This is a genomic window from Ruegeria sp. HKCCD6647-2, assembly GCF_057221075.1.
Map to the genome: position 1 here is coordinate 101,216 of NZ_JBWVBD010000006.1, position 16,502 is coordinate 117,717.

Annotated in this window: 21 protein-coding genes and 1 other RNA gene; 9 read left to right on the forward strand and 13 right to left on the reverse strand. The window is 58.4% G+C overall.

Annotated elements, in window-relative coordinates; genetic code table 11:
• Positions 1-3 precede the first annotated feature (3 nt).
• From AC2TDJ_RS16580 to AC2TDJ_RS16590, 3 genes are all read right to left on the reverse strand, one after another.
• Positions 4-1,338, reverse strand: coding sequence for an 8-oxoguanine deaminase (locus AC2TDJ_RS16580; RefSeq protein ID WP_480843785.1), 1,335 nt, complete (start codon positions 1,336-1,338; stop codon positions 4-6).
• A 115-nt stretch (positions 1,339-1,453) separates the two neighbouring features.
• Positions 1,454-2,245 (reverse strand): histidinol-phosphatase, encoded by a 792-nt coding sequence (gene hisN / locus AC2TDJ_RS16585; protein WP_480843786.1) that lies wholly within the window; start codon positions 2,243-2,245, stop codon positions 1,454-1,456.
• A gap of 45 nt (positions 2,246-2,290) precedes the next feature.
• Positions 2,291-2,662: a helix-turn-helix domain-containing protein gene (locus tag AC2TDJ_RS16590; protein ID WP_480843787.1), complete on the reverse strand. Its 372-nt coding sequence runs from the start codon at positions 2,660-2,662 to the stop codon at positions 2,291-2,293.
• Between the two features lie 337 nt (positions 2,663-2,999).
• Between AC2TDJ_RS16590 and AC2TDJ_RS16595 the strand changes: the two genes are divergently transcribed.
• Positions 3,000-3,956 (forward strand): NADPH:quinone oxidoreductase family protein, encoded by a 957-nt coding sequence (locus tag AC2TDJ_RS16595; protein WP_480843788.1) that lies wholly within the window; start codon positions 3,000-3,002, stop codon positions 3,954-3,956.
• A 5-nt stretch (positions 3,957-3,961) separates the two neighbouring features.
• On the opposite strand, the gene AC2TDJ_RS16600 is transcribed toward AC2TDJ_RS16595, so the two are convergent.
• A complete protein-coding gene (locus tag AC2TDJ_RS16600) occupies positions 3,962-4,843 on the reverse strand; it encodes a LysR family transcriptional regulator (RefSeq protein ID WP_480843789.1) in 882 nt (293 codons plus the stop codon).
• A gap of 127 nt (positions 4,844-4,970) precedes the next feature.
• On the opposite strand from AC2TDJ_RS16600, the gene AC2TDJ_RS16605 reads away from it, so the two are divergent.
• Positions 4,971-5,189: a DUF1127 domain-containing protein gene (locus AC2TDJ_RS16605; protein WP_480843790.1), complete on the forward strand. Its 219-nt coding sequence runs from the start codon at positions 4,971-4,973 to the stop codon at positions 5,187-5,189.
• A 173-nt stretch (positions 5,190-5,362) separates the two neighbouring features.
• On the forward strand, positions 5,363-6,100 hold the full coding sequence (locus AC2TDJ_RS16610; protein ID WP_480843791.1) for a Bax inhibitor-1/YccA family protein: 738 nt from the start codon (positions 5,363-5,365) through the stop codon (positions 6,098-6,100).
• Between the two features lie 201 nt (positions 6,101-6,301).
• On the opposite strand, the gene AC2TDJ_RS16615 is transcribed toward AC2TDJ_RS16610, so the two are convergent.
• From AC2TDJ_RS16615 to AC2TDJ_RS16625, 3 genes are all read right to left on the reverse strand, one after another.
• Entirely contained in the window at positions 6,302-6,808 is a 507-nt protein-coding gene (locus AC2TDJ_RS16615; RefSeq protein WP_480843792.1) for a membrane lipoprotein lipid attachment site-containing protein, read from the reverse strand.
• A 219-nt stretch (positions 6,809-7,027) separates the two neighbouring features.
• Positions 7,028-7,195 (reverse strand): 50S ribosomal protein L33, encoded by a 168-nt coding sequence (rpmG, locus tag AC2TDJ_RS16620; protein ID WP_037309480.1) that lies wholly within the window; start codon positions 7,193-7,195, stop codon positions 7,028-7,030.
• Between the two features lie 127 nt (positions 7,196-7,322).
• Entirely contained in the window at positions 7,323-8,027 is a 705-nt protein-coding gene (locus AC2TDJ_RS16625; RefSeq protein ID WP_480843793.1) for a DUF533 domain-containing protein, read from the reverse strand.
• A gap of 348 nt (positions 8,028-8,375) precedes the next feature.
• On the opposite strand from AC2TDJ_RS16625, the gene AC2TDJ_RS16630 reads away from it, so the two are divergent.
• The 3 genes from AC2TDJ_RS16630 (at position 8,376) to AC2TDJ_RS16640 (ending at position 10,270) form a co-directional block, all read left to right on the forward strand.
• Positions 8,376-9,011, forward strand: a complete 636-nt coding sequence (locus AC2TDJ_RS16630) for a DUF1326 domain-containing protein (RefSeq protein ID WP_480843794.1) — start codon at positions 8,376-8,378, stop codon at positions 9,009-9,011.
• 13 nt (positions 9,012-9,024) lie between these two features.
• Positions 9,025-9,867, forward strand: a complete 843-nt coding sequence (locus tag AC2TDJ_RS16635; RefSeq protein ID WP_480843795.1) for a DUF2182 domain-containing protein — start codon at positions 9,025-9,027, stop codon at positions 9,865-9,867.
• A 70-nt stretch (positions 9,868-9,937) separates the two neighbouring features.
• The gene (locus AC2TDJ_RS16640; RefSeq protein ID WP_480843796.1) at positions 9,938-10,270 is read left to right on the forward strand and encodes a GYD domain-containing protein; all 333 of its coding nucleotides are present in this window, start codon (positions 9,938-9,940) and stop codon (positions 10,268-10,270) included.
• A 7-nt stretch (positions 10,271-10,277) separates the two neighbouring features.
• Here AC2TDJ_RS16640 and rnpB read toward each other — a convergent pair.
• The 5 genes from rnpB to gatC form a co-directional block, all read right to left on the reverse strand.
• An RNA gene (rnpB, locus tag AC2TDJ_RS16645) (RNase P RNA component class A) lies at positions 10,278-10,675 on the reverse strand.
• 123 nt (positions 10,676-10,798) lie between these two features.
• The gene (locus tag AC2TDJ_RS16650; RefSeq protein ID WP_480844001.1) at positions 10,799-11,518 is read right to left on the reverse strand and encodes an N-acetylmuramoyl-L-alanine amidase; all 720 of its coding nucleotides are present in this window, start codon (positions 11,516-11,518) and stop codon (positions 10,799-10,801) included.
• Entirely contained in the window at positions 11,469-12,167 is a 699-nt protein-coding gene (locus tag AC2TDJ_RS16655) for a hypothetical protein (protein ID WP_480843797.1), read from the reverse strand. The genes AC2TDJ_RS16650 and AC2TDJ_RS16655 overlap by 50 nt, the downstream gene beginning before the upstream one ends.
• A gap of 39 nt (positions 12,168-12,206) precedes the next feature.
• Positions 12,207-13,694: an Asp-tRNA(Asn)/Glu-tRNA(Gln) amidotransferase subunit GatA gene (gene gatA, locus AC2TDJ_RS16660; RefSeq protein WP_480843798.1), complete on the reverse strand. Its 1,488-nt coding sequence runs from the start codon at positions 13,692-13,694 to the stop codon at positions 12,207-12,209.
• Positions 13,695-13,697: 3 nt separating this feature from the next.
• Positions 13,698-13,985, reverse strand: coding sequence for an Asp-tRNA(Asn)/Glu-tRNA(Gln) amidotransferase subunit GatC (gatC, locus tag AC2TDJ_RS16665; protein ID WP_068335936.1), 288 nt, complete (start codon positions 13,983-13,985; stop codon positions 13,698-13,700).
• A gap of 220 nt (positions 13,986-14,205) precedes the next feature.
• Here gatC and AC2TDJ_RS16670 point away from each other — a divergent pair, with 220 nt between their 5' ends.
• The 3 genes from AC2TDJ_RS16670 (at position 14,206) to AC2TDJ_RS16680 (ending at position 15,848) form a co-directional block, all read left to right on the forward strand.
• Complete coding sequence (locus tag AC2TDJ_RS16670; RefSeq protein ID WP_480843799.1) at positions 14,206-14,361, forward strand: hypothetical protein; 156 nt, start codon at positions 14,206-14,208, stop codon at positions 14,359-14,361.
• A gap of 135 nt (positions 14,362-14,496) precedes the next feature.
• Positions 14,497-15,060: a DUF4202 domain-containing protein gene (locus AC2TDJ_RS16675; protein WP_480843800.1), complete on the forward strand. Its 564-nt coding sequence runs from the start codon at positions 14,497-14,499 to the stop codon at positions 15,058-15,060.
• Between the two features lie 32 nt (positions 15,061-15,092).
• Entirely contained in the window at positions 15,093-15,848 is a 756-nt protein-coding gene (locus tag AC2TDJ_RS16680) for a class I SAM-dependent methyltransferase (protein ID WP_480843801.1), read from the forward strand.
• Here AC2TDJ_RS16680 and AC2TDJ_RS16685 read toward each other — a convergent pair.
• On the reverse strand, positions 15,845-16,498 hold the full coding sequence (locus AC2TDJ_RS16685) for a ceramidase domain-containing protein (RefSeq protein ID WP_480843802.1): 654 nt from the start codon (positions 16,496-16,498) through the stop codon (positions 15,845-15,847). The genes AC2TDJ_RS16680 and AC2TDJ_RS16685 overlap by 4 nt on opposite strands.
• Between the last annotated feature and the right edge of the window lie 4 nt (positions 16,499-16,502).

Sequence of the window (16,502 nt, forward strand, 5' to 3'; positions counted from 1 at the left end):
ACCTCACCCCTGCAAGGCGCGAACCAACTTGTTTTGCCGTTCGATCACACGGGGCAAATCCAGTGTGGTAATCTGACCATCGCGGACGATTTGCCGACCCTCGACAAACAGATGTTTGACCTTTGGTGGACCGGCCAGCAACAGTGCGGCCGGGTCCCAGCTGCCGGCACTTTCGATGCTGCCGGCGTCCCAGATCGCGATGTCAGCGCGTTTTCCCGGTATCAGGCGCCCACAATCCGGCCGGTTCAAGACGTCGGCCCCGCCTCGGGTCGCGATCTCAAGCGCCTCACGGGCGGACATTGCGTCGGCACCGTTGATGACGCGCTGTAACAACATGGTCTGGCGCGCCTCGACAAACAGGCTGCCATTGTCGTTGCTGGCCGATCCGTCTGCACCCAATCCAACCTTAACGCCCTTGTCCCGCATCGCCCGGACCGGAGCGATACCCGACCCCAACCGACAATTCGAGCAAGGGCAATGGGCCACACCCGTACCGGTGCGGGCGAAAAGGTCGATCTCGCCACTGTCTAACTTCACACAATGGGCGTGCCAGACGTCGGACCCGGTCCACCCCAGATCCTCGGCATACTGTCCGGGACGACATCCGAATTGCGCTTGAGAATAGGCTATATCCTCATCATTTTCGGCCAAATGCGTGTGCAACATCACACCCTTGTCCAGCGCCAGCAGGGCAGCATCCCGCATTAGCTCTCGACTTACCGAAAACGGAGAGCATGGCGCCAGACCCACCCGGCACATGGCGCCCTCAGATGGATCATGAAAGGCATCCACAACCCGGATCATATCTTCGAGGATAGAACGCTCGGTTTCGACCAACCCGTCCGGCGGCAACCCTCCATCGCTTTCACCGATACTCATCGCGCCTCGTGTGGGGTGGAACCGCAAACCCAACTCTGCCGCCGCCGAAATCGTATCTTCCAGACGCGCGCCGTTGGGATACAGGTACAGGTGATCGGAACTGAGCGTGCATCCGGACAATGCCAGCTCGGCCAATCCGATCTGCGCGGACACGAACATCTCTTCCGGGCCGAACCGGGCCCAGATCGGGTACAGCGTTTTCAGCCAGCCAAACAAAAGCGCATCCTGTCCGCCAGGAACCGCACGGGTCAACGTCTGATAGAGATGGTGATGGGTATTGACCAATCCGGGCGTGACGACGCAGCCTTTGGCGCCATGCACCTCTCCGGTTGTCGCCAACCCGTGGCCTATTTGGACAATCTGACCGTCACGTATCAACAGATCGGCACCGGTCAATTCCCGGCGGGTTTCGTCCATTGTCAGGACCGAATCGGCGTTTTGGATCAAAATTTCCGGCATATCGCGCACTCCTGCATTTGCCCGCCTCATGCAAAGGAGTGTCGGCTGGTGGAAAACGGGCTCAAGAACCAGCCGTAGCGATGATAACCCGGGCCGCAAGACGCGGCAACCGGGTTCAATAGGCGCGCAAAACCTCCAAGGCTGCGGCATGTATCTCGGGATTGGCCGCGGCCAGCACCCGACCGCCGTCATGCGCAGGATGACCTTGCCAGTCGGTGACGACCCCGCCTGCGGCCTGAATCAATGCGATCGGTGCCTGGATGTCATAAGCGTTCAAACCCGCTTCGATCACCAGATCAACCTGCCCCGCGGCCAGCAAAGCGTAAGCATAACAATCCATACCGTATCGGGTGAGTTTGGCGCGACGGGACACGGCCCGAAACGCCTCGCCCTCTGCCGCTGTGCCGACTTCCGGGAAAGTAGTGAAGACAATTGCCTGATCCAACGAACCGGTCGCGCGGGTTTTCAGGTCGGTCTTGCCGGTCGGTCCATGAACGAATGCCTGCCCCTCACCGCCTATGAACCGTTCTCCGATATAAGGTTGGTCGATCACGCCCAAAAAAGGGCCGTCCTCGGCGCTTAGGGCAATCAGGACACCCCAGGTTGGTGTGCCGCTGATGAAACCACGCGTTCCGTCAATCGGATCAAGCACCCAGGTCCGCCCGCTGGTGCCCGCGCTTTGACCAAATTCTTCGCCCAGAATCCCATCTTCGGGCCGGTGCATGGCCAGAACGGCACGCATCGCCTGTTCTGCCTCGCGGTCGGCAACGGTGACGGGATCGAACCCCGCGTCCAGTTTATTGTCGGTTTTCAGGTCGGACTGGCGGAAAAACGGAAGAATGGCCGCACGCGCTGCGTCGGCCATTTCTTCGGCAATCTCTAGATCGCTGAGAGGAGAGTTTCGCATGCGCTACCCGTGCGATGGCGCAACCCCAAAGTCAAGATGATCGTCTCAGGCAACGTCACTCAGAACACGCGCCAATTCAAAAAGACGACGACGCTGGTTTTCCGGGATCGAATAATAGGACCGCACCAGATCAAGCGCCTCTTTGTCCCCCATCAGATCGGCCGGCACCGAACTCTTTTCGGATTCGTCCTTTTGAACCTCTTCAAGCCCCTCAAAGAAAAAGCTGACGGGAACCTCCAACGCCTCGGCAATGTCCCAAAGACGCGAAGCACTTATCCGGTTGGCACCCGTTTCATACTTTTGAATCTGTTGAAATTTTATACCAACTTGCTGCGCCAGCTGCTGCTGGGTCATGCCAATCAGCCAGCGGCGATGTCGGACGCGCTTGCCCACATGGACATCGACGTGATGGGTCATTGGTATTCTCCTCTGTTACACAAACAACCGACCGGGATAAAACGACAGCAGCCATCACCGCAAAACTAGCGGGTTGCTGCTTAAGAACTCCCTAATCCGGAACAGGCCCCCAGACCGGCACTACCCAACCAATATTGCCGCATTCGAATTTTTTTTCAAGCAGGTTGAATTCACAACCACGAATAGTTGTTTACGGTTGTACCCTTTTGGCACCCGGCTGATAGGACCCAATGTCGCAGCCGGGGCAGGCCGTCTCGAAATCATCATTCGCGGCTTGCCTTTGGAATTGACAACAGCTCGCCCGCGCCCATCAATGCGCCGAAACCGGAGGGCTGACATGCAGGCATATCGAGTAAAATCCAGCGGCTCCAGAGCCGAGCTTTGCGACGCAGAAGTACCAACGCCGGCCGATGGGCAGGTCCGCGTGGATATCCGGGCTTGCGGCCTGAATTTTGCGGATTTGCTGATGCAAAAGGGTACGTATCAGGAAACTCCCGATGCCCCATTTACACTGGGTATGGAAATCGCGGGAATCATCGATGAGATCGGCAAAAACGTCTCTGGCCTGAAGCGTGGAGACCGAGTAGCGGTTTTTTCGGGGCAGGGTGGGCTGGCCGAATTTGGTGTCTTTGACGCTGACCGGGTCATTCCCCTACCCGCTTCAATCAGCTTTGAAGACGCCGCTGCGATGTTGATTGCCTACGGCACCGGCCACGTTTCACTGCATCATCGGGCGCGGTTGCAACCTGGGGAAACCCTGCTGGTGACAGGCGCTGCCGGTGGCGTTGGCCTTACAGCGGTTGAACTGGGCAAATTGATGGGGGCCACGGTCATCGCCCAGGCGCGAGGGTCCGAGAAACTGGCCATTGCTCAAAACGCGGGTGCCGACCACCTGGTGGATGCGGACGAGGATTTGCGCGAACGGGTTCTCGCACTGGGCGGGGCCGATGTGGTCTATGATGCGATCGGCGGGGACGTCTTCAAAGCGGCCTTCCGCGCCACAAACCCCGAGGGACGTCTGCTGCCCATAGGTTTCGCTGGCGGGGACGTACCGCAGATTCCCGCGAACCATCTGCTGGTCAAGAACCTGACCGTGATTGGCGTCTATTTCGGAGGCTACCTGAAATTCCGCCCCGACGTAATTCACGAAAGCTTTGCCACCCTGTTTCGCTGGCACGCCGAGGGTCGGATCAAACCGCATATCAGCCACGTTCTGCCTTTGCGCGACGTCGCGCACGGCATGCAATTGCTGAAAGAGCGCAAGTCGACCGGAAAGATCGTCATTACGCCCTAACCGATTTACCCGACGACGGCCTTGAGTGGCGTGCGTCCCAGCATGTGAAAATTCTGCCGGACCAAAGCAGCCAACGCATCCACCACAGAATCGCGGGCCCGATCGCCCCCGTACAAATTGATCTTGTGACCGGGCAGCTCTGGCAACGCCCCGCCCGAGTCGATTTGTTCCAGATGCGCGGCCTCGGTGCCGTCCAACATGGCGTGAACAGCCAGATCGGCGCTGACCGTTGCCTCGATCGTTCGGTCGTTTTCGGTTTCAACCGACAATTCCCAAGGAATGCCGACCTCATCCAGCGCGGCAATCACCTGCGGCCGGAACAGGCACCGACGCCCCAGTGCCAGTGGGATGGGACGCTTCCGCCATGCGGACCCACCCGGAGCACCAATCCACCTCAGCGGTAATTCCGCGATGGTCTCCGCACCTTCTGCGCCTGATGCCTCGGTCGTGAGAATCAAGTCACATTCGCCGCGTTGAAACATGTCTTTCAATTGCAGAGAGTATGAGGACACCAATTGCACCCGGACACGTGGGAAATCCGCATTGAACCGCTGCAACACGCGTGGGATCGCCGGATAGACGATGTCGTGGGGCACGCCCAGTACGACCTCACCTTCAAAAGCTTGGTCTGTCAGCTTGGAAATCACCTCGTCGTTCAATGCGATCATCCGCCGGGCATAGGCCAGCAACTGTTCACCGGACGCGGTCAGGGCGATTGTCCGTCCGCTGCGGTCCAGCAAGTCCAGGTCCAGCAACTCCTCTAACCGTTTGAGCTGCATCGAAACCGCAGATTGCGTCAGATGCAGAAACCCGGCGGCGCGCGTAACCCCACCATGATCAGCAACGGCAACAAAAGACCGCAGGGTGGTTATATCCAAATTTCGCATCTTCAAGATTCCTTATGGGACTCTTCATAAACATTCATTTTTAAAATATGTCACGGTACGCCATATAGATCAAGAAGTTTGATCCATACCGCAAACTTCATCACATAACGACGAAAGGGCAAAAGCCATGACCCAAATTGCGATCAAAAAACCACTTGGACTGACACGATCCGGTCAAGGCAGCAAACTTTGGCGTCTGCTGAGCCTGGCCAAGCAGCGTCGCGCGTTGGCGAGGCTCGACGACCGAGCGCTCGAGGATATCGGGGTAACCCGCGCCGAAGCGCGCGCCGAGGCTGATCGCCCGATCTGGGATGCGCCGGATTACTGGTGTAAACACCTGTATTAATTGAAGTTGAGCACCGAATTGGCGGCTTGATCGGGCAAGCCGCCAGATTTGTTGACAGTTTTGCTGAGAATTGGGCCTAAAACTCTTGAAACACAGGCCACTCTCTCCGATATTTGCTGGGAAGCCGGCCTGCAATCGCGGGCTGAGCACAGAAATTTGAAGGGAGATCCTTTATGGCACAATTCGACACGATCCGGACGGCGGCCGGTGCGCGCGCTGCCGAGATTGATGAGGGCCTTCGCGCCCATATGAACAAAGTCTACGGCACGATGTCCGTAGGTATGCTGATCACCTTTGCGGTGGCCTGGGCCGTTGGCACCAGCCCGCAATTGCTGTCGGTATTCCGCGACCCGATCACGCTGAGCCCGAACATTCTGGGCTGGATCGTGATGTTCGCACCGCTGATCATGGTCTTCGCCTTTGGCGCAGCCATCAACCGCCTATCGGCGGCCGGAGCGCAACTGTTCTTCTATGCCTTTGCGGCGATCATGGGCTTGTCCCTGAGCTGGATCTTCGTTGCCTTCACCGGCATCTCCATCGCTCAGGTCTTTCTGGTTACATCAATCGCCTTCGCAGGTCTGTCGCTGTATGGCTACGTGACCAAGAAAGACCTGTCCGGCATGGGTACCTTCCTGATGATGGGCGTGATCGGTCTGATCGTTGCAATGATCATCAACCTGTTCCTGCAATCACCGGCGATCATGTTCGCGGTGTCGATTCTGGGCGTACTGATCTTTGCTGGCCTGACGGCTTACGACACGCAGAACATCAAGAACACATACCTGCAGATGGCCCATTCGGGCGATAAAGAGTGGTTGGGCAAAGCCGCCATCATGGGCGCACTGAACCTGTACCTCGACTTCATCAACATGTTCATGTTCCTGCTGCAACTGCTGGGCAGCCGCGAATAATCGGAGCACAATACCATTTCTTTAAAGGGCGGGTCCTGCGCGACCCGCCCTTTTTTGTTTTGCTTCGGAATGGCTGCAATCACTGTCGCCGGCAGGTTGGCAAGCAGACCGTAAAGGGCATACCTGGTCAGCCACTACACGTCTAAACGGAGAACCCCCACCAATCTGGCGGGGGTGAATGTCCGGGTCTGATTGTTTTCGTCAGCTGCAGTTCAGCGGCACCGCAAAACCCGAGCTGCGCTCGGACGAGCCTTTGCCATAAACATCCCCTGCAGGCAGACAGCCGGTGAAACGCTCGGTTTCCTGGCCAAAGATCGAACCGATCGAAGTATCAACCCTTGTGCTGTTGTTCACGGTGCGCAGAACACCGTAAAGGGTCCCGTTCACATCGACGGTGCTCAGATACAGCGTGGTATCGCTGCCTGTCAGTTCCACCGCGTTCGCGCCAGAGCGGCCACCGTTATCAATGGCGACGCCGGCCAGTTTCTCTGCCTCTACCTTGTCGGATGTTACCCGAATGGTCGAAAGCTCAGCAAGTTCCGCGGGTACATTCGTGGCCTCGGGAAGAAAGGCTGCGGCGCCGGGAACGTCGGAAATCGTGCGGGGTTCACCGTCAATTCCGGTGAATCCTACACCTTCGCGGTTGAACGGATCTTCACAGGCGGTAAGCGTCAGTACGGCCAGTGCGGGCAATATGATTTTTTTCATGACGGTCAACATTTTGGAACGGTTAGCTGAAGCGTAGCGGTACGCTGCACGAAAAAGCAAGCCGCCCTGATTCAGAATACCCGAACGCCTGATGCGCCTCTGCAACGGCTGGACTACCGTGAAATTGCACGTTCAACAGACCATGCACCTTGCGGGCAAACAAAAAAGGACCCTGCGCGTGGCAGAGCCCTTTTGAAACTGTCCAAGCTGGACGGCAGATTACTTGATCTTGCCTTCCTTGTACTCGACATGCTTCCGAACGACCGGATCGTACTTACGAATGGTCATTTTCTCGGTCATGGTGCGAGCGTTTTTCTTGGTCACATAGAAGTGGCCCGTGCCCGCGGTCGAGTTCAGACGGATCTTGATTGTCGTCGGCTTCGCCATGGTTATCTCCTGCGTCCGAAAAGGCAGGGGCCCTTCGGTTGAATTCCTATGAGCGTGCGCTTTTACGCTCTGCACAGCCCATGTCAAGGGCATTCGCACCCATGACGACCGACGATTGATACCCCGCTCAGGCGGGTAAGGCCGGTGCACCCATATAAGTATGGATCTGATTTCGTTGGGCGTCCGTCAGCCCTAGGGCCGAGGCCAGCTGCCGCAAATAGGACGCCTCGCGTTCATTATCCAGACGAATCGCCGCCAGCGACGTGGCATAGACCTGCGTTTTGAGTGGTGCCGCGCAGTCTGCCGCCAACCCCAGAACGTTCATCGGTGCTTCCAGTTGTTCCTGCACGAAGGTTCGTTCCTCATCACTGATGTCGTCGCCCAGCTCTGCAAGAATCGTTTGCTTTTCTTGCGCGTCCAGCTCTCCGTCAGCCTTGGCCGCCTGGATCATCGCCCGCAACATCAGCTTGGCCTGCTCTTCCATCGCCGCGCCGCCCGGAGTGCCTTTGAATACTGTCTCCATCATTTCTGCGGTCTGCTGGCTGCCGGTTTTCGCGGCCCCTTGCATGGCGTTCATCAATCCGCCGAGGCCGGCCGCGCCAGTCGGGTTGGCCATACCCAGCTTGCCGATCATTTCCTGCAAGCCGCCTGCACCGCCCGGCATGCCGAACTGTTCAGCCAGCTTGCCAAGCTGATCGACGCCAAATCCCCCACCTGCCCCGGACATCATGTCCTGCAACCCGGCCATTCCACCCATTTGCTTGTATTTCTCCATCCCCTTTGCCGCGGCAAATCCAACGGCAACCGAGGCCAGCGCCTTCATGAAACTCATGACAATTCTCCCTTTTAACGAGTCGTGCTTTCGTCGAGTAGTTTGCAGTTGAAAATATAGAGACCTATCAAATTCCGAGCGCGCCATTGGAACTGTCGCTGACACGCGGCGTGCATTTCCGCACCATATTCCAAATTTCGGATTTTGGGCCGGAAAACAAATCGCGACGTGAAAACCGGCGCAAAGTTGCAGATCAAAGGCATCATTTGAAAACATCACGATTCCGTGATATTTGCGTATTTGTTCCAAAAAACAAACAACCAACGCAAGGTTGGATCGTCGAGGCACCGGAAACAGGCGACACCCTGTCGGCAGGTTTTTACTGCACGATATTTCCGGGGGGATCTCATGACAGAATGGACGATTCAAGGCGAAGAACTTGCCAATTGCAATTGCAACTTCGGATGCCCATGCCAGTTCAGCGTGCTGCCGACGCATGGCAACTGCGAAGCGGTTGTAGTTTTCGACATTGAAAGCGGGAACTACGGCGACACCGACCTTTCCGGATTGCGCGCTGCAGGCGTTTACTACTGGCCGGGTCCAATTCACGAGGGCAACGGCGAGATGCAGCTGATCATCGATGACAGCGCCACACCAGATCAACGAGCCGCCCTGCAGGCCATCATGTCCGGCGAAGACACCGATGAGATGGCGACCATGTGGTACGTTTACAGCGCCATGGCCCCCACCAAGCACGAAACACTTTACGTGCCCATCGAACTGAACTGGAGCCGGGAAGACCGTACCGGGAGCGCCAGGGCCCAAGGCATATTTGACGTAGAGGTCAGCCCAATTCCGCACATCGTTTCCGGTGCCGCGCACAGGGCCTCGATACAGTTGCCCAACGGATTTGAATATCGCCACGCCGAGGCAGCCTCGGGCACCGCCAAAACCACGGGCGGCGCAATCAGCCTGACCTTTGACGCGACGCACGCGCATCTGGCCCATCTGAATATTTCCGGCCACGGCGTCCTCGGCGCTTGACCGGGGTGATCTGATGACCAATCACCCTGCCCCTCCGCGCCTGGGGGCGGTCGAGCGGCTGATGCGTCAGGACGGCGCCATTGTCCTGGGCAGCGTTTTTTTGATCGTTCTTGCCGCGTCCTGGTACACGATCGCCGGTATTGGAATGAACATGTCGGCGGTCGAAATGACCCGGATGGCCGGCCCAATCGGTGACCCCATGCAAATGGGGGATAGCGCCCTGTGGGGGGCAGGTTTTGCCGTCCTGATCTTCCTGATGTGGTGGATCATGATGATCGCCATGATGACGCCAAGCGCAGCGCCAACAGTTTTGCTTTATGTTGCGCTCAAACGGATGGGCCCCGAGAGGGATCGCGCAGCATTCTACAGTCTGCTTTTTCTGTCCGGCTACCTGGTTGCATGGGCTGCGTTCAGCGCCATTGCGACGGTCGCGCAATGGGGGTTGGAACAGTCCGGCCTTTCGGACGGCCCCATGATGACAATCCGGTCACAGGAGTTTGCGGGCACTGTATTGTTGGCAGCCGGGGTTTATCAGTTGACCAACCTCAAATCCGCCTGCCTGAGACACTGCCGAAGCCCCGCACATTTTCTTTCAGAACACAACTTCCCGGGACCGATGGGAGCCTTTCGTGTCGGGGCCTCACACGGGATCTACTGCCTGGGGTGCTGTTGGGCTCTGATGCTGCTGCTGTTCGTGGGCGGCATTATGAACCTGTATTGGATCGCGGGTATCGCAATCTACGTCGCTGTGGAAAAACTGCTTCCGCGGGCGACCTGGCTTGTTCCCCTAACCGGTATAGCGTTGATCGTCATGGGCGTTTGGCTGATCGCAACTCCTTGGTTTCTTGCGGGCTGAAACGCACATTCTGGCCAAAGGACCGGCCAAATTACGGGTCCTGCATCAACTTGATTAACAGGAGGTACACATGCCCCTTTTCATTACCTACGCGTCCTATTCGCAAGCCGGCATCAAGGGAATGCTGAAAAAACCCGCGGATCGCACCGGTCCCGTCAAGGACCTGCTGAAGAAGGTCGGTGGCAAGCTTTTGGCGTTTTACATGACGACGGGCGACAATGATGTCGTTGTCATCAGCGAGGCCCCGGACGGAACGGATGCCGTTGCAATCGGCATGGCCGTCGCCGCCTCGGGCGCGGTGTCCAAAGTTGAGACGGTGCGTGCCTGGACGGCAAAAGACTTTGTCAAAATTTCCAAGAAGGCAGCCAAACTGACCGGGGCCTATACGCCACCCGGTGGATGATCGGAAAACGCGCGAAGGGCCTGTAAGCCGGATCCTGTTCCGGGGTTGCCCCCTTCGATGACCATTCCTCTAGGCCGTGCATTGCTGCGCGGCTCAAGCTGCCAACCCGGTCCCTCTCGGCCAAGGCGCGCCTAGCGGCGGTTTCGGCTGACACCGACCTGCCCGCGCGGGGACCCTATTCGGCATTGCTCCCGGTGGGGCTTGCCGTGCCGCCCCTGTTGCCAGAGACGCGGTGGGCTCTTACCCCACCGTTTCACCCTTACCCGGGACCGAGGTCCTGGGCGGTCTGATTTCTGTGGCGCTATCCGTCGGGTTTCCCCGCCCGGGCGTTACCCGGCACCGTTGCCTTGTGGAGTCCGGACTTTCCTCTCGGGCTTACGCCCCAGCGGCCATCCGGCCCTCCGCGCGGGGTCGTGGGTATGCCCTGGTTTGGGTGGCGTCAAGAGCAGATGGAGTGGAAGGGGCCAGCCCCTTCTTGGCCTGCGGTCAATTCAACCCCGGGATATTTTCGGCCAGATGAAGAACGGATCAGCTTGGTGCGGTTGGGGGCGTCAGGACGGCAATATCCGCATCGTTGAGCGGGCCGGTTGCCCAAGGGCGATAGCGCAGGCGAATGGCGGCCAGGAGGGTGGCGTCATCAACCTCTGCGGTGAAACCTGCCTGATGCGCCAGAACGCGAAACTGATCCGGGCTTGGGGTTTCATTTCCGACACCTGCGTTGCGTGGATTGGCGAGGCCCTGCCGTTCCAGCCTTTGCCAGTCAAACCGGGGGCCGGGGTCGAGTTTGCGGGCCGGCGCCATGTCGGAATGCCCGATGATGCCGGCTGCCGGTATGGACCAGCGTGCCATGACCTCGCGAAGCAGAGTTTCCAGCACCGCCATCTGAGGGGCGGGAAATGGATGGTCGCCGCGGTTGTCCAACTCAATTCCGATTGAGCGCGAGTTGATGTCGGATTGGCTTTGCCACTCCCCGGCCCCTGCGTGCCAGGCGCGATCCTTTTCCTGAACCAATTGCCATAAGGTACCGTCGGCACCGATCAAGAAATGGGCAGACACTTCAGACGCAGGGTCGCACAAGCGATCCAGAGCTTCGGCAGCGTTGTCCATGGCCGTGTAGTGCAAAACGATCAGAGACGGAGTCAGCCCGCCCCGGCGCGGGCCGAAATTTGGGGAAGGATGCCAGATTGGGTCCAAAGCGTCAGTTGCTGACGGCGCTTCGGAACGGGCTGGGATCCCATCCGCAGGCATAACCGTCACCGTCCGGATCAAGCCCTTTTCGGTCGCGCTGCGGACCGCCATTGGCCAGAAACTCGATCTGCGCCTGATCGGGTGAGGCAAAACGGGCGCAGTTTCGTTGCGCTTTGGCTTGCAGGTTGAAACCAGCGCGGCTGTAGAGTTGCGTACCGACCGGGTTCGAGGTGCTCAGGGCATATTGAACGATATTGGGCTGGCCGTCTGTCCCCCGTTGCGGAACCGCGGTAGGCGCAACGACCTCGTAGGTCTGGCGGTTTTGTTCAATGCGGGCCGCGTCGGATTCGATCGTGCGCCTGTTCGACACCGCCTCGAAGTCCTGTTCATCCGAAATATCGGTATTGTTCGGCACCAGCACAGGTTCACCTGACGTGCTGGCCAGCGCAGCAGCTGTTTGATCGGCGATATCGCTGGCGTCGTCCGTACCGTAGGGTGTTATCGCTCCGGTCGATCCCTGCGCCGAGAGCGGCTCCTCGGAGATTACGGGTGGCGGTGCCAACGGGTTACCCGCCAAGCCCTGCCCGGTCAGTTGCGCCTCACGCTGAGCCTGATACTCGGGTGTGTTAAAGCCGGTGCTCGATACGGGCGTCACCGTATCACATGCCGCGATCAACCCGAGGGCGGGGATCAGAAGCAATCTGCGCATTTGGCTGCTCCGTCTTGCTGTGTCTTGCCTGTCTGAGGCTTACCACCATTTCCCCGGCTTGGCCACAAACCCGGCCGCGCTTTCCAGCACATAGGCGGTGTTGAGCAGATCGCCTTCATCCCATGGGCGGCCAATCAATTGCAGACCCAGCGGCAGACCGTGAGTGTCCAGTCCCGCAGGAACCGAAATGCCGGGCAGACCCGCCAGATTGACGGTAACGGTGAACACATCGTTCAGGTACATCTGAACCGGATCCGCCTCGGTCATCTCACCCAGACCGAAGGCTGCTGAAGGGGTTGCCGGGGTCAGAATTGCGTCGACACCCGCGGCGAAGACATCCTCGAAATCCTTCTTGATCAGGGTTCGAACGCGGCGTGCGCGGTTGTAGTATGCGTCGTAGAATCCCGCCGACAGCACATAGGTGCCAATCATCACACGACGCTGTACTTCGTGGCCGAAACCTTCAGCGCGAGTTTTCTCGTACATCTCGGTGATGCCGTCACCCTGCGCCAGATGCGCGCGGCGGCCATAGCGGACGCCATCATAGCGAGCGAGGTTCGAGGACGCCTCGGCCGGAGCAATCACGTAGTATGCGGGCAACGCGTATTTGGTGTGCGGCAGTGAGATATCGACAATCTCGGCGCCCGCAGCTTTCAGCATATCGGCGCCATCCGCCCACAGCTTTTCAATTTCGGCGGGCATGCCGTCCATACGGTACTCTTTCGGGATACCGATCTTCTTGCCCTTGATGTCACCGGTCAGCATCGCCTCGAAATTCGGCACGGCCAGCTCGGTGCTGGTCGAATCCTTGGGGTCGTGACCGCACATCGCCTCCAGCATGATTGCCGCATCGCGGACGTTCTTGGTCATCGGTCCGGCCTGATCCAGCGAGGACGCAAACGCGACGATGCCCCAGCGCGAACAACGGCCGTAGGTCGGCTTGATGCCAGTGATGCCTGTGAACGCGGCGGGCTGCCGGATCGAGCCGCCGGTATCGGTCCCGGTTGCGGCCAGGCAGAGATCGGCCGCCACTGCCGAAGCCGAACCACCAGACGAACCGCCCGGCGTCAATTGCGCGTCGTCATTGCCGCGCCGCCACGGGCTGACCGCATTGCCGTAGACCGAAGTTTCATTGGACGAGCCCATGGCGAATTCGTCCATGTTCAGCTTGCCCAACATTACGGCGCCTGCATCGGCCAGTTGCTGCGACACGGTGGATTCGTATTCCGGCTTGAAGCCTTCCAGAATCTTCGAGGCCGCCTGCGAGGGCACGCCCTTGGTGCAGAACAGATCCTTGATGCCGATCGGCAGACCACACATCGACGGCGCGTCGCCGCCCTTGATCCGCTCGTCCGCAGCTTTCGCGCGTTCGAGCGCGATCTCGGGCGTCTTGTGGACAAAGGCGTTCAGCGCGTCGGCCTCATCAATGGCTTTAAGGAGAGATTCGGTCAATTCGACCGAGGTCACATCACCCGCTCGCAGCGCGTCGCGGGCCTCGGCCAAGCCCAGTTTGTTCAGATCGCTCATGTCTTACTCCACCACTTTGGGGACAGCGAAAAACCCTTCGCGGGCGTCGGGCGCATTGGCCAGGACCTTGTCCTGTTGGTTGCCGTCCGTGACCACGTCCTGCCGGCGCTTCAGGCGCATCGGCTCGACCGAAACCATCGGCTCGACCCCTTCGACGTCGACTTCGTTCAGTTGCTCGATGAACCCAAGAATGGTGTTGAACTCGGACGCCAGCGCCGGCAGCGCGTCATCCTCGACCTTGATCCGGGCCAGTTTGGCCACCTTGGCGGCGGTGCTTTGGTCAATCGACATCGGCTTCCCTCATAAACGTTAGGGGGCATTTACCCGTCTGCCGCAACAGCCGCAAGACCACTGCGCAACTGTCCAGCAATACCCCTTCCGGAAACGTCAAAGTTGGCCTGAATTCCGGCCCGTCGAGAAAATAAACAGATTAGTTCACTTTTGCCCTTGAAAATCTAAACTGAACTGTTCATTTCGTATTGTGCGAAACAACGCATACCGGAGAGTGACCATGAAAACCTTCATCACAGCCCTTACTCTGTCCGTCGTTGCCCTGAGCACCCCGGCCCTTGCCATTGGCACAACCAGCACCCTGATCCCGGATCTTACGTTTCCTGACCAATCCCCTGAGTCGGTAACGAAAAACCGATCCCCCCTGGACAAGTAATCTTGTCCCTTATCCGGGTCGGGTTCCCCCTCCCCGACCCGGAAATTTCACAATTGAGTGATGCACCTGCCATTGCAAGCCGTTAGGATGTCCGCACCATTCCCGCGTCAAGCGGGCCAGACAACGGAGCAGGACATGAGCGCGCAGATGCAAACGGTTTTGGACGCAATTGACGCGGCCAACGCACAAGACCCCAATCACGAAGACGGGCAGCCAGAGGCCTTGCTGTACGGCCAAAGGATGAGCGCCGAACTGAACCGTTTGTTCCCCGATGCCTCAGAACAGCTGCAAATCGCCGCGCGCGGTCAACATGTCGAGCGTTGGAAGTTGAAACGTACCGAATACCCGGAAGGGCGCGCGGGGTATCTGGCCTGGCGCAAAGCACAAGGCGTCTATCACGCGGACGTTGTCATGGGTCTGATGAAACAGGCGGGATATGACGATGACCAGGTCGATGCAGTCGGACGCATGCTGCGCAAGCAAGGGATCAAGCGAGATGCTGACGTTCAGGCGCTGGAGGATGTGATCTGTTTCGTGTTCCTGAAATGGTATTTCCAACCCTTCGCCGCAAAACACACCGACGAGAAGATTCAGCGTATTGTTGAAAAGACGGCCGTGAAAATGTCGGCAAAAGGCCGGACGCGTGTTCTGAAGGAATTCGAACTGCCGGAACCTTTGGCGGCGGCTTTTCAGTCCTGAGCCGGGCTTTTTATGTCCCAAGAGGTGATCTGATGGACGATCTGCGGCTTTTGCTGGACTTGCACAAAGATGGAGATCGCCAGGGCCCCGGCAGCCCTGCCACGACGCGGCGCGCAATGGACCTGGCAGGGCTTACGCACCGAAAGGGCTTACGTATCGCCGATATTGGCTGCGGCACAGGGGCAGCGAGCCTGATTCTGGCACAGGATCTCGACGCCGAGATCGTGGCGGTGGATTTACTGCCCGAGTTTTTGACAGAGCTTGAGATCCGGGCTGCGTCTGTAGACGTGGCGCGGCGCATCCGGACCTTGCCCGTGTCGATGGAAGCGTTGCCATTTCAGGATGCGAAACTGGACGTAATTTGGTCCGAGGGCGCTATCTATAACATCGGCTTTGAGACAGGCATTCGAGAATGGCGCCGGTTCCTGAAGCCGGATGGCATTCTTGCCGTATCGGAATTGACGTGGCTGACGCAGGACCGACCGGATGAACTGACGCAGCATTGGGCTGGCGAATACGCCGAAGTTGGCCTTGCCTCCGAAAAGATCGCGCAGCTAGAGGCAAATGGTTACGCCCTGCTGGGTTACTTTCCGCTGCCGACGGACTGCTGGCTGGATATGTATTACCGTCCCCTGCAGCTCAGGTTCAGTGCGTTTCTCGAGCAGCATGAACAGTCAGAGCAAGCCCGCGCGCTGGTCGAGGCGGAGCAGGCCGAGATCGATCTTTATGAGCGGAACGCGGCTTTTGTCAGCTATGGATTTTATATCGCCCAAAAACTGCCGGATTAGGCACGTGGATTGATGAGGGTCCTTCGGTAGACCTCGATCATCCAGCCCAACATCACAGCGTTCAGAATGTGCCACATGAAATGTGTCCCCAAGGGAAATTGCCCGCAAACCGGCATGTCCAGCGCCCGGAAGGTGATCGAGGCGATCAAAATCAACGCGCCGACGGCCAACCCACCTGCAATTCGCGGTGCGTGCGCCCGAAGCAAAAATGCGTAAATGAGGATCAGCAAAGGAACCGGCGCATAACCTGCTGTGCTGCCCAAGCCGGGAATCAGTCGAAAGACCGGGACTGTCAGCGCCGCGTAAGGAAAGAACAACAAGGTCAGGCCCAGCGATTGCCACGGCCCCAAACCCCACACATCGCGGTTCACGGCAAAGATATAGACCAGAATGAAAGACAGTATTGGCGTGGTATCTGCGATCGCGGCCCAGATCTGAGCATGTGTGTGAAACAGATAACTGCCCACACCGATAATCGCCAAAAGTACCACCAGCAGGCTCGCCAATGGCGCCTTTTGCCCCTGCAACCTGCGCCACATGATCAACGCGGCTACAAGAAAAGCGGCGTTTGTCACAGCATTGATCGGCTCGGCCCAATAGGCGGGCGACAACCGCTCGCAATAGCTGTCAATTTGCTGTGTCCAGTCCATAGAT

What these genes read in the sequence shown, in the direction of transcription:
- AC2TDJ_RS16580 (WP_480843785.1), bottom strand. Translation starts at nt 1,338, where the DNA reads ATGCCGGAAATTTTGATCCAAAACGCCGATTCGGTCCTGACAATGGAC.
- hisN (WP_480843786.1), bottom strand. Translation starts at nt 2,245, where the DNA reads ATGCGAAACTCTCCTCTCAGCGATCTAGAGATTGCCGAAGAAATGGCC.
- AC2TDJ_RS16590 (WP_480843787.1), bottom strand. Translation starts at nt 2,662, where the DNA reads ATGACCCATCACGTCGATGTCCATGTGGGCAAGCGCGTCCGACATCGC.
- AC2TDJ_RS16595 (WP_480843788.1), top strand. Translation starts at nt 3,000, where the DNA reads ATGCAGGCATATCGAGTAAAATCCAGCGGCTCCAGAGCCGAGCTTTGC.
- AC2TDJ_RS16600 (WP_480843789.1), bottom strand. Translation starts at nt 4,843, where the DNA reads ATGCGAAATTTGGATATAACCACCCTGCGGTCTTTTGTTGCCGTTGCT.
- AC2TDJ_RS16605 (WP_480843790.1), top strand. Translation starts at nt 4,971, where the DNA reads ATGACCCAAATTGCGATCAAAAAACCACTTGGACTGACACGATCCGGT.
- AC2TDJ_RS16610 (WP_480843791.1), top strand. Translation starts at nt 5,363, where the DNA reads ATGGCACAATTCGACACGATCCGGACGGCGGCCGGTGCGCGCGCTGCC.
- AC2TDJ_RS16615 (WP_480843792.1), bottom strand. Translation starts at nt 6,808, where the DNA reads ATGAAAAAAATCATATTGCCCGCACTGGCCGTACTGACGCTTACCGCC.
- rpmG (WP_037309480.1), bottom strand. Translation starts at nt 7,195, where the DNA reads ATGGCGAAGCCGACGACAATCAAGATCCGTCTGAACTCGACCGCGGGC.
- AC2TDJ_RS16625 (WP_480843793.1), bottom strand. Translation starts at nt 8,027, where the DNA reads ATGAGTTTCATGAAGGCGCTGGCCTCGGTTGCCGTTGGATTTGCCGCG.
- AC2TDJ_RS16630 (WP_480843794.1), top strand. Translation starts at nt 8,376, where the DNA reads ATGACAGAATGGACGATTCAAGGCGAAGAACTTGCCAATTGCAATTGC.
- AC2TDJ_RS16635 (WP_480843795.1), top strand. Translation starts at nt 9,025, where the DNA reads ATGACCAATCACCCTGCCCCTCCGCGCCTGGGGGCGGTCGAGCGGCTG.
- AC2TDJ_RS16640 (WP_480843796.1), top strand. Translation starts at nt 9,938, where the DNA reads ATGCCCCTTTTCATTACCTACGCGTCCTATTCGCAAGCCGGCATCAAG.
- AC2TDJ_RS16650 (WP_480844001.1), bottom strand. Translation starts at nt 11,518, where the DNA reads ATGCCTGCGGATGGGATCCCAGCCCGTTCCGAAGCGCCGTCAGCAACT.
- AC2TDJ_RS16655 (WP_480843797.1), bottom strand. Translation starts at nt 12,167, where the DNA reads ATGCGCAGATTGCTTCTGATCCCCGCCCTCGGGTTGATCGCGGCATGT.
- gatA (WP_480843798.1), bottom strand. Translation starts at nt 13,694, where the DNA reads ATGAGCGATCTGAACAAACTGGGCTTGGCCGAGGCCCGCGACGCGCTG.
- gatC (WP_068335936.1), bottom strand. Translation starts at nt 13,985, where the DNA reads ATGTCGATTGACCAAAGCACCGCCGCCAAGGTGGCCAAACTGGCCCGG.
- AC2TDJ_RS16670 (WP_480843799.1), top strand. Translation starts at nt 14,206, where the DNA reads ATGAAAACCTTCATCACAGCCCTTACTCTGTCCGTCGTTGCCCTGAGC.
- AC2TDJ_RS16675 (WP_480843800.1), top strand. Translation starts at nt 14,497, where the DNA reads ATGAGCGCGCAGATGCAAACGGTTTTGGACGCAATTGACGCGGCCAAC.
- AC2TDJ_RS16680 (WP_480843801.1), top strand. Translation starts at nt 15,093, where the DNA reads ATGGACGATCTGCGGCTTTTGCTGGACTTGCACAAAGATGGAGATCGC.
- AC2TDJ_RS16685 (WP_480843802.1), bottom strand. Translation starts at nt 16,498, where the DNA reads ATGGACTGGACACAGCAAATTGACAGCTATTGCGAGCGGTTGTCGCCC.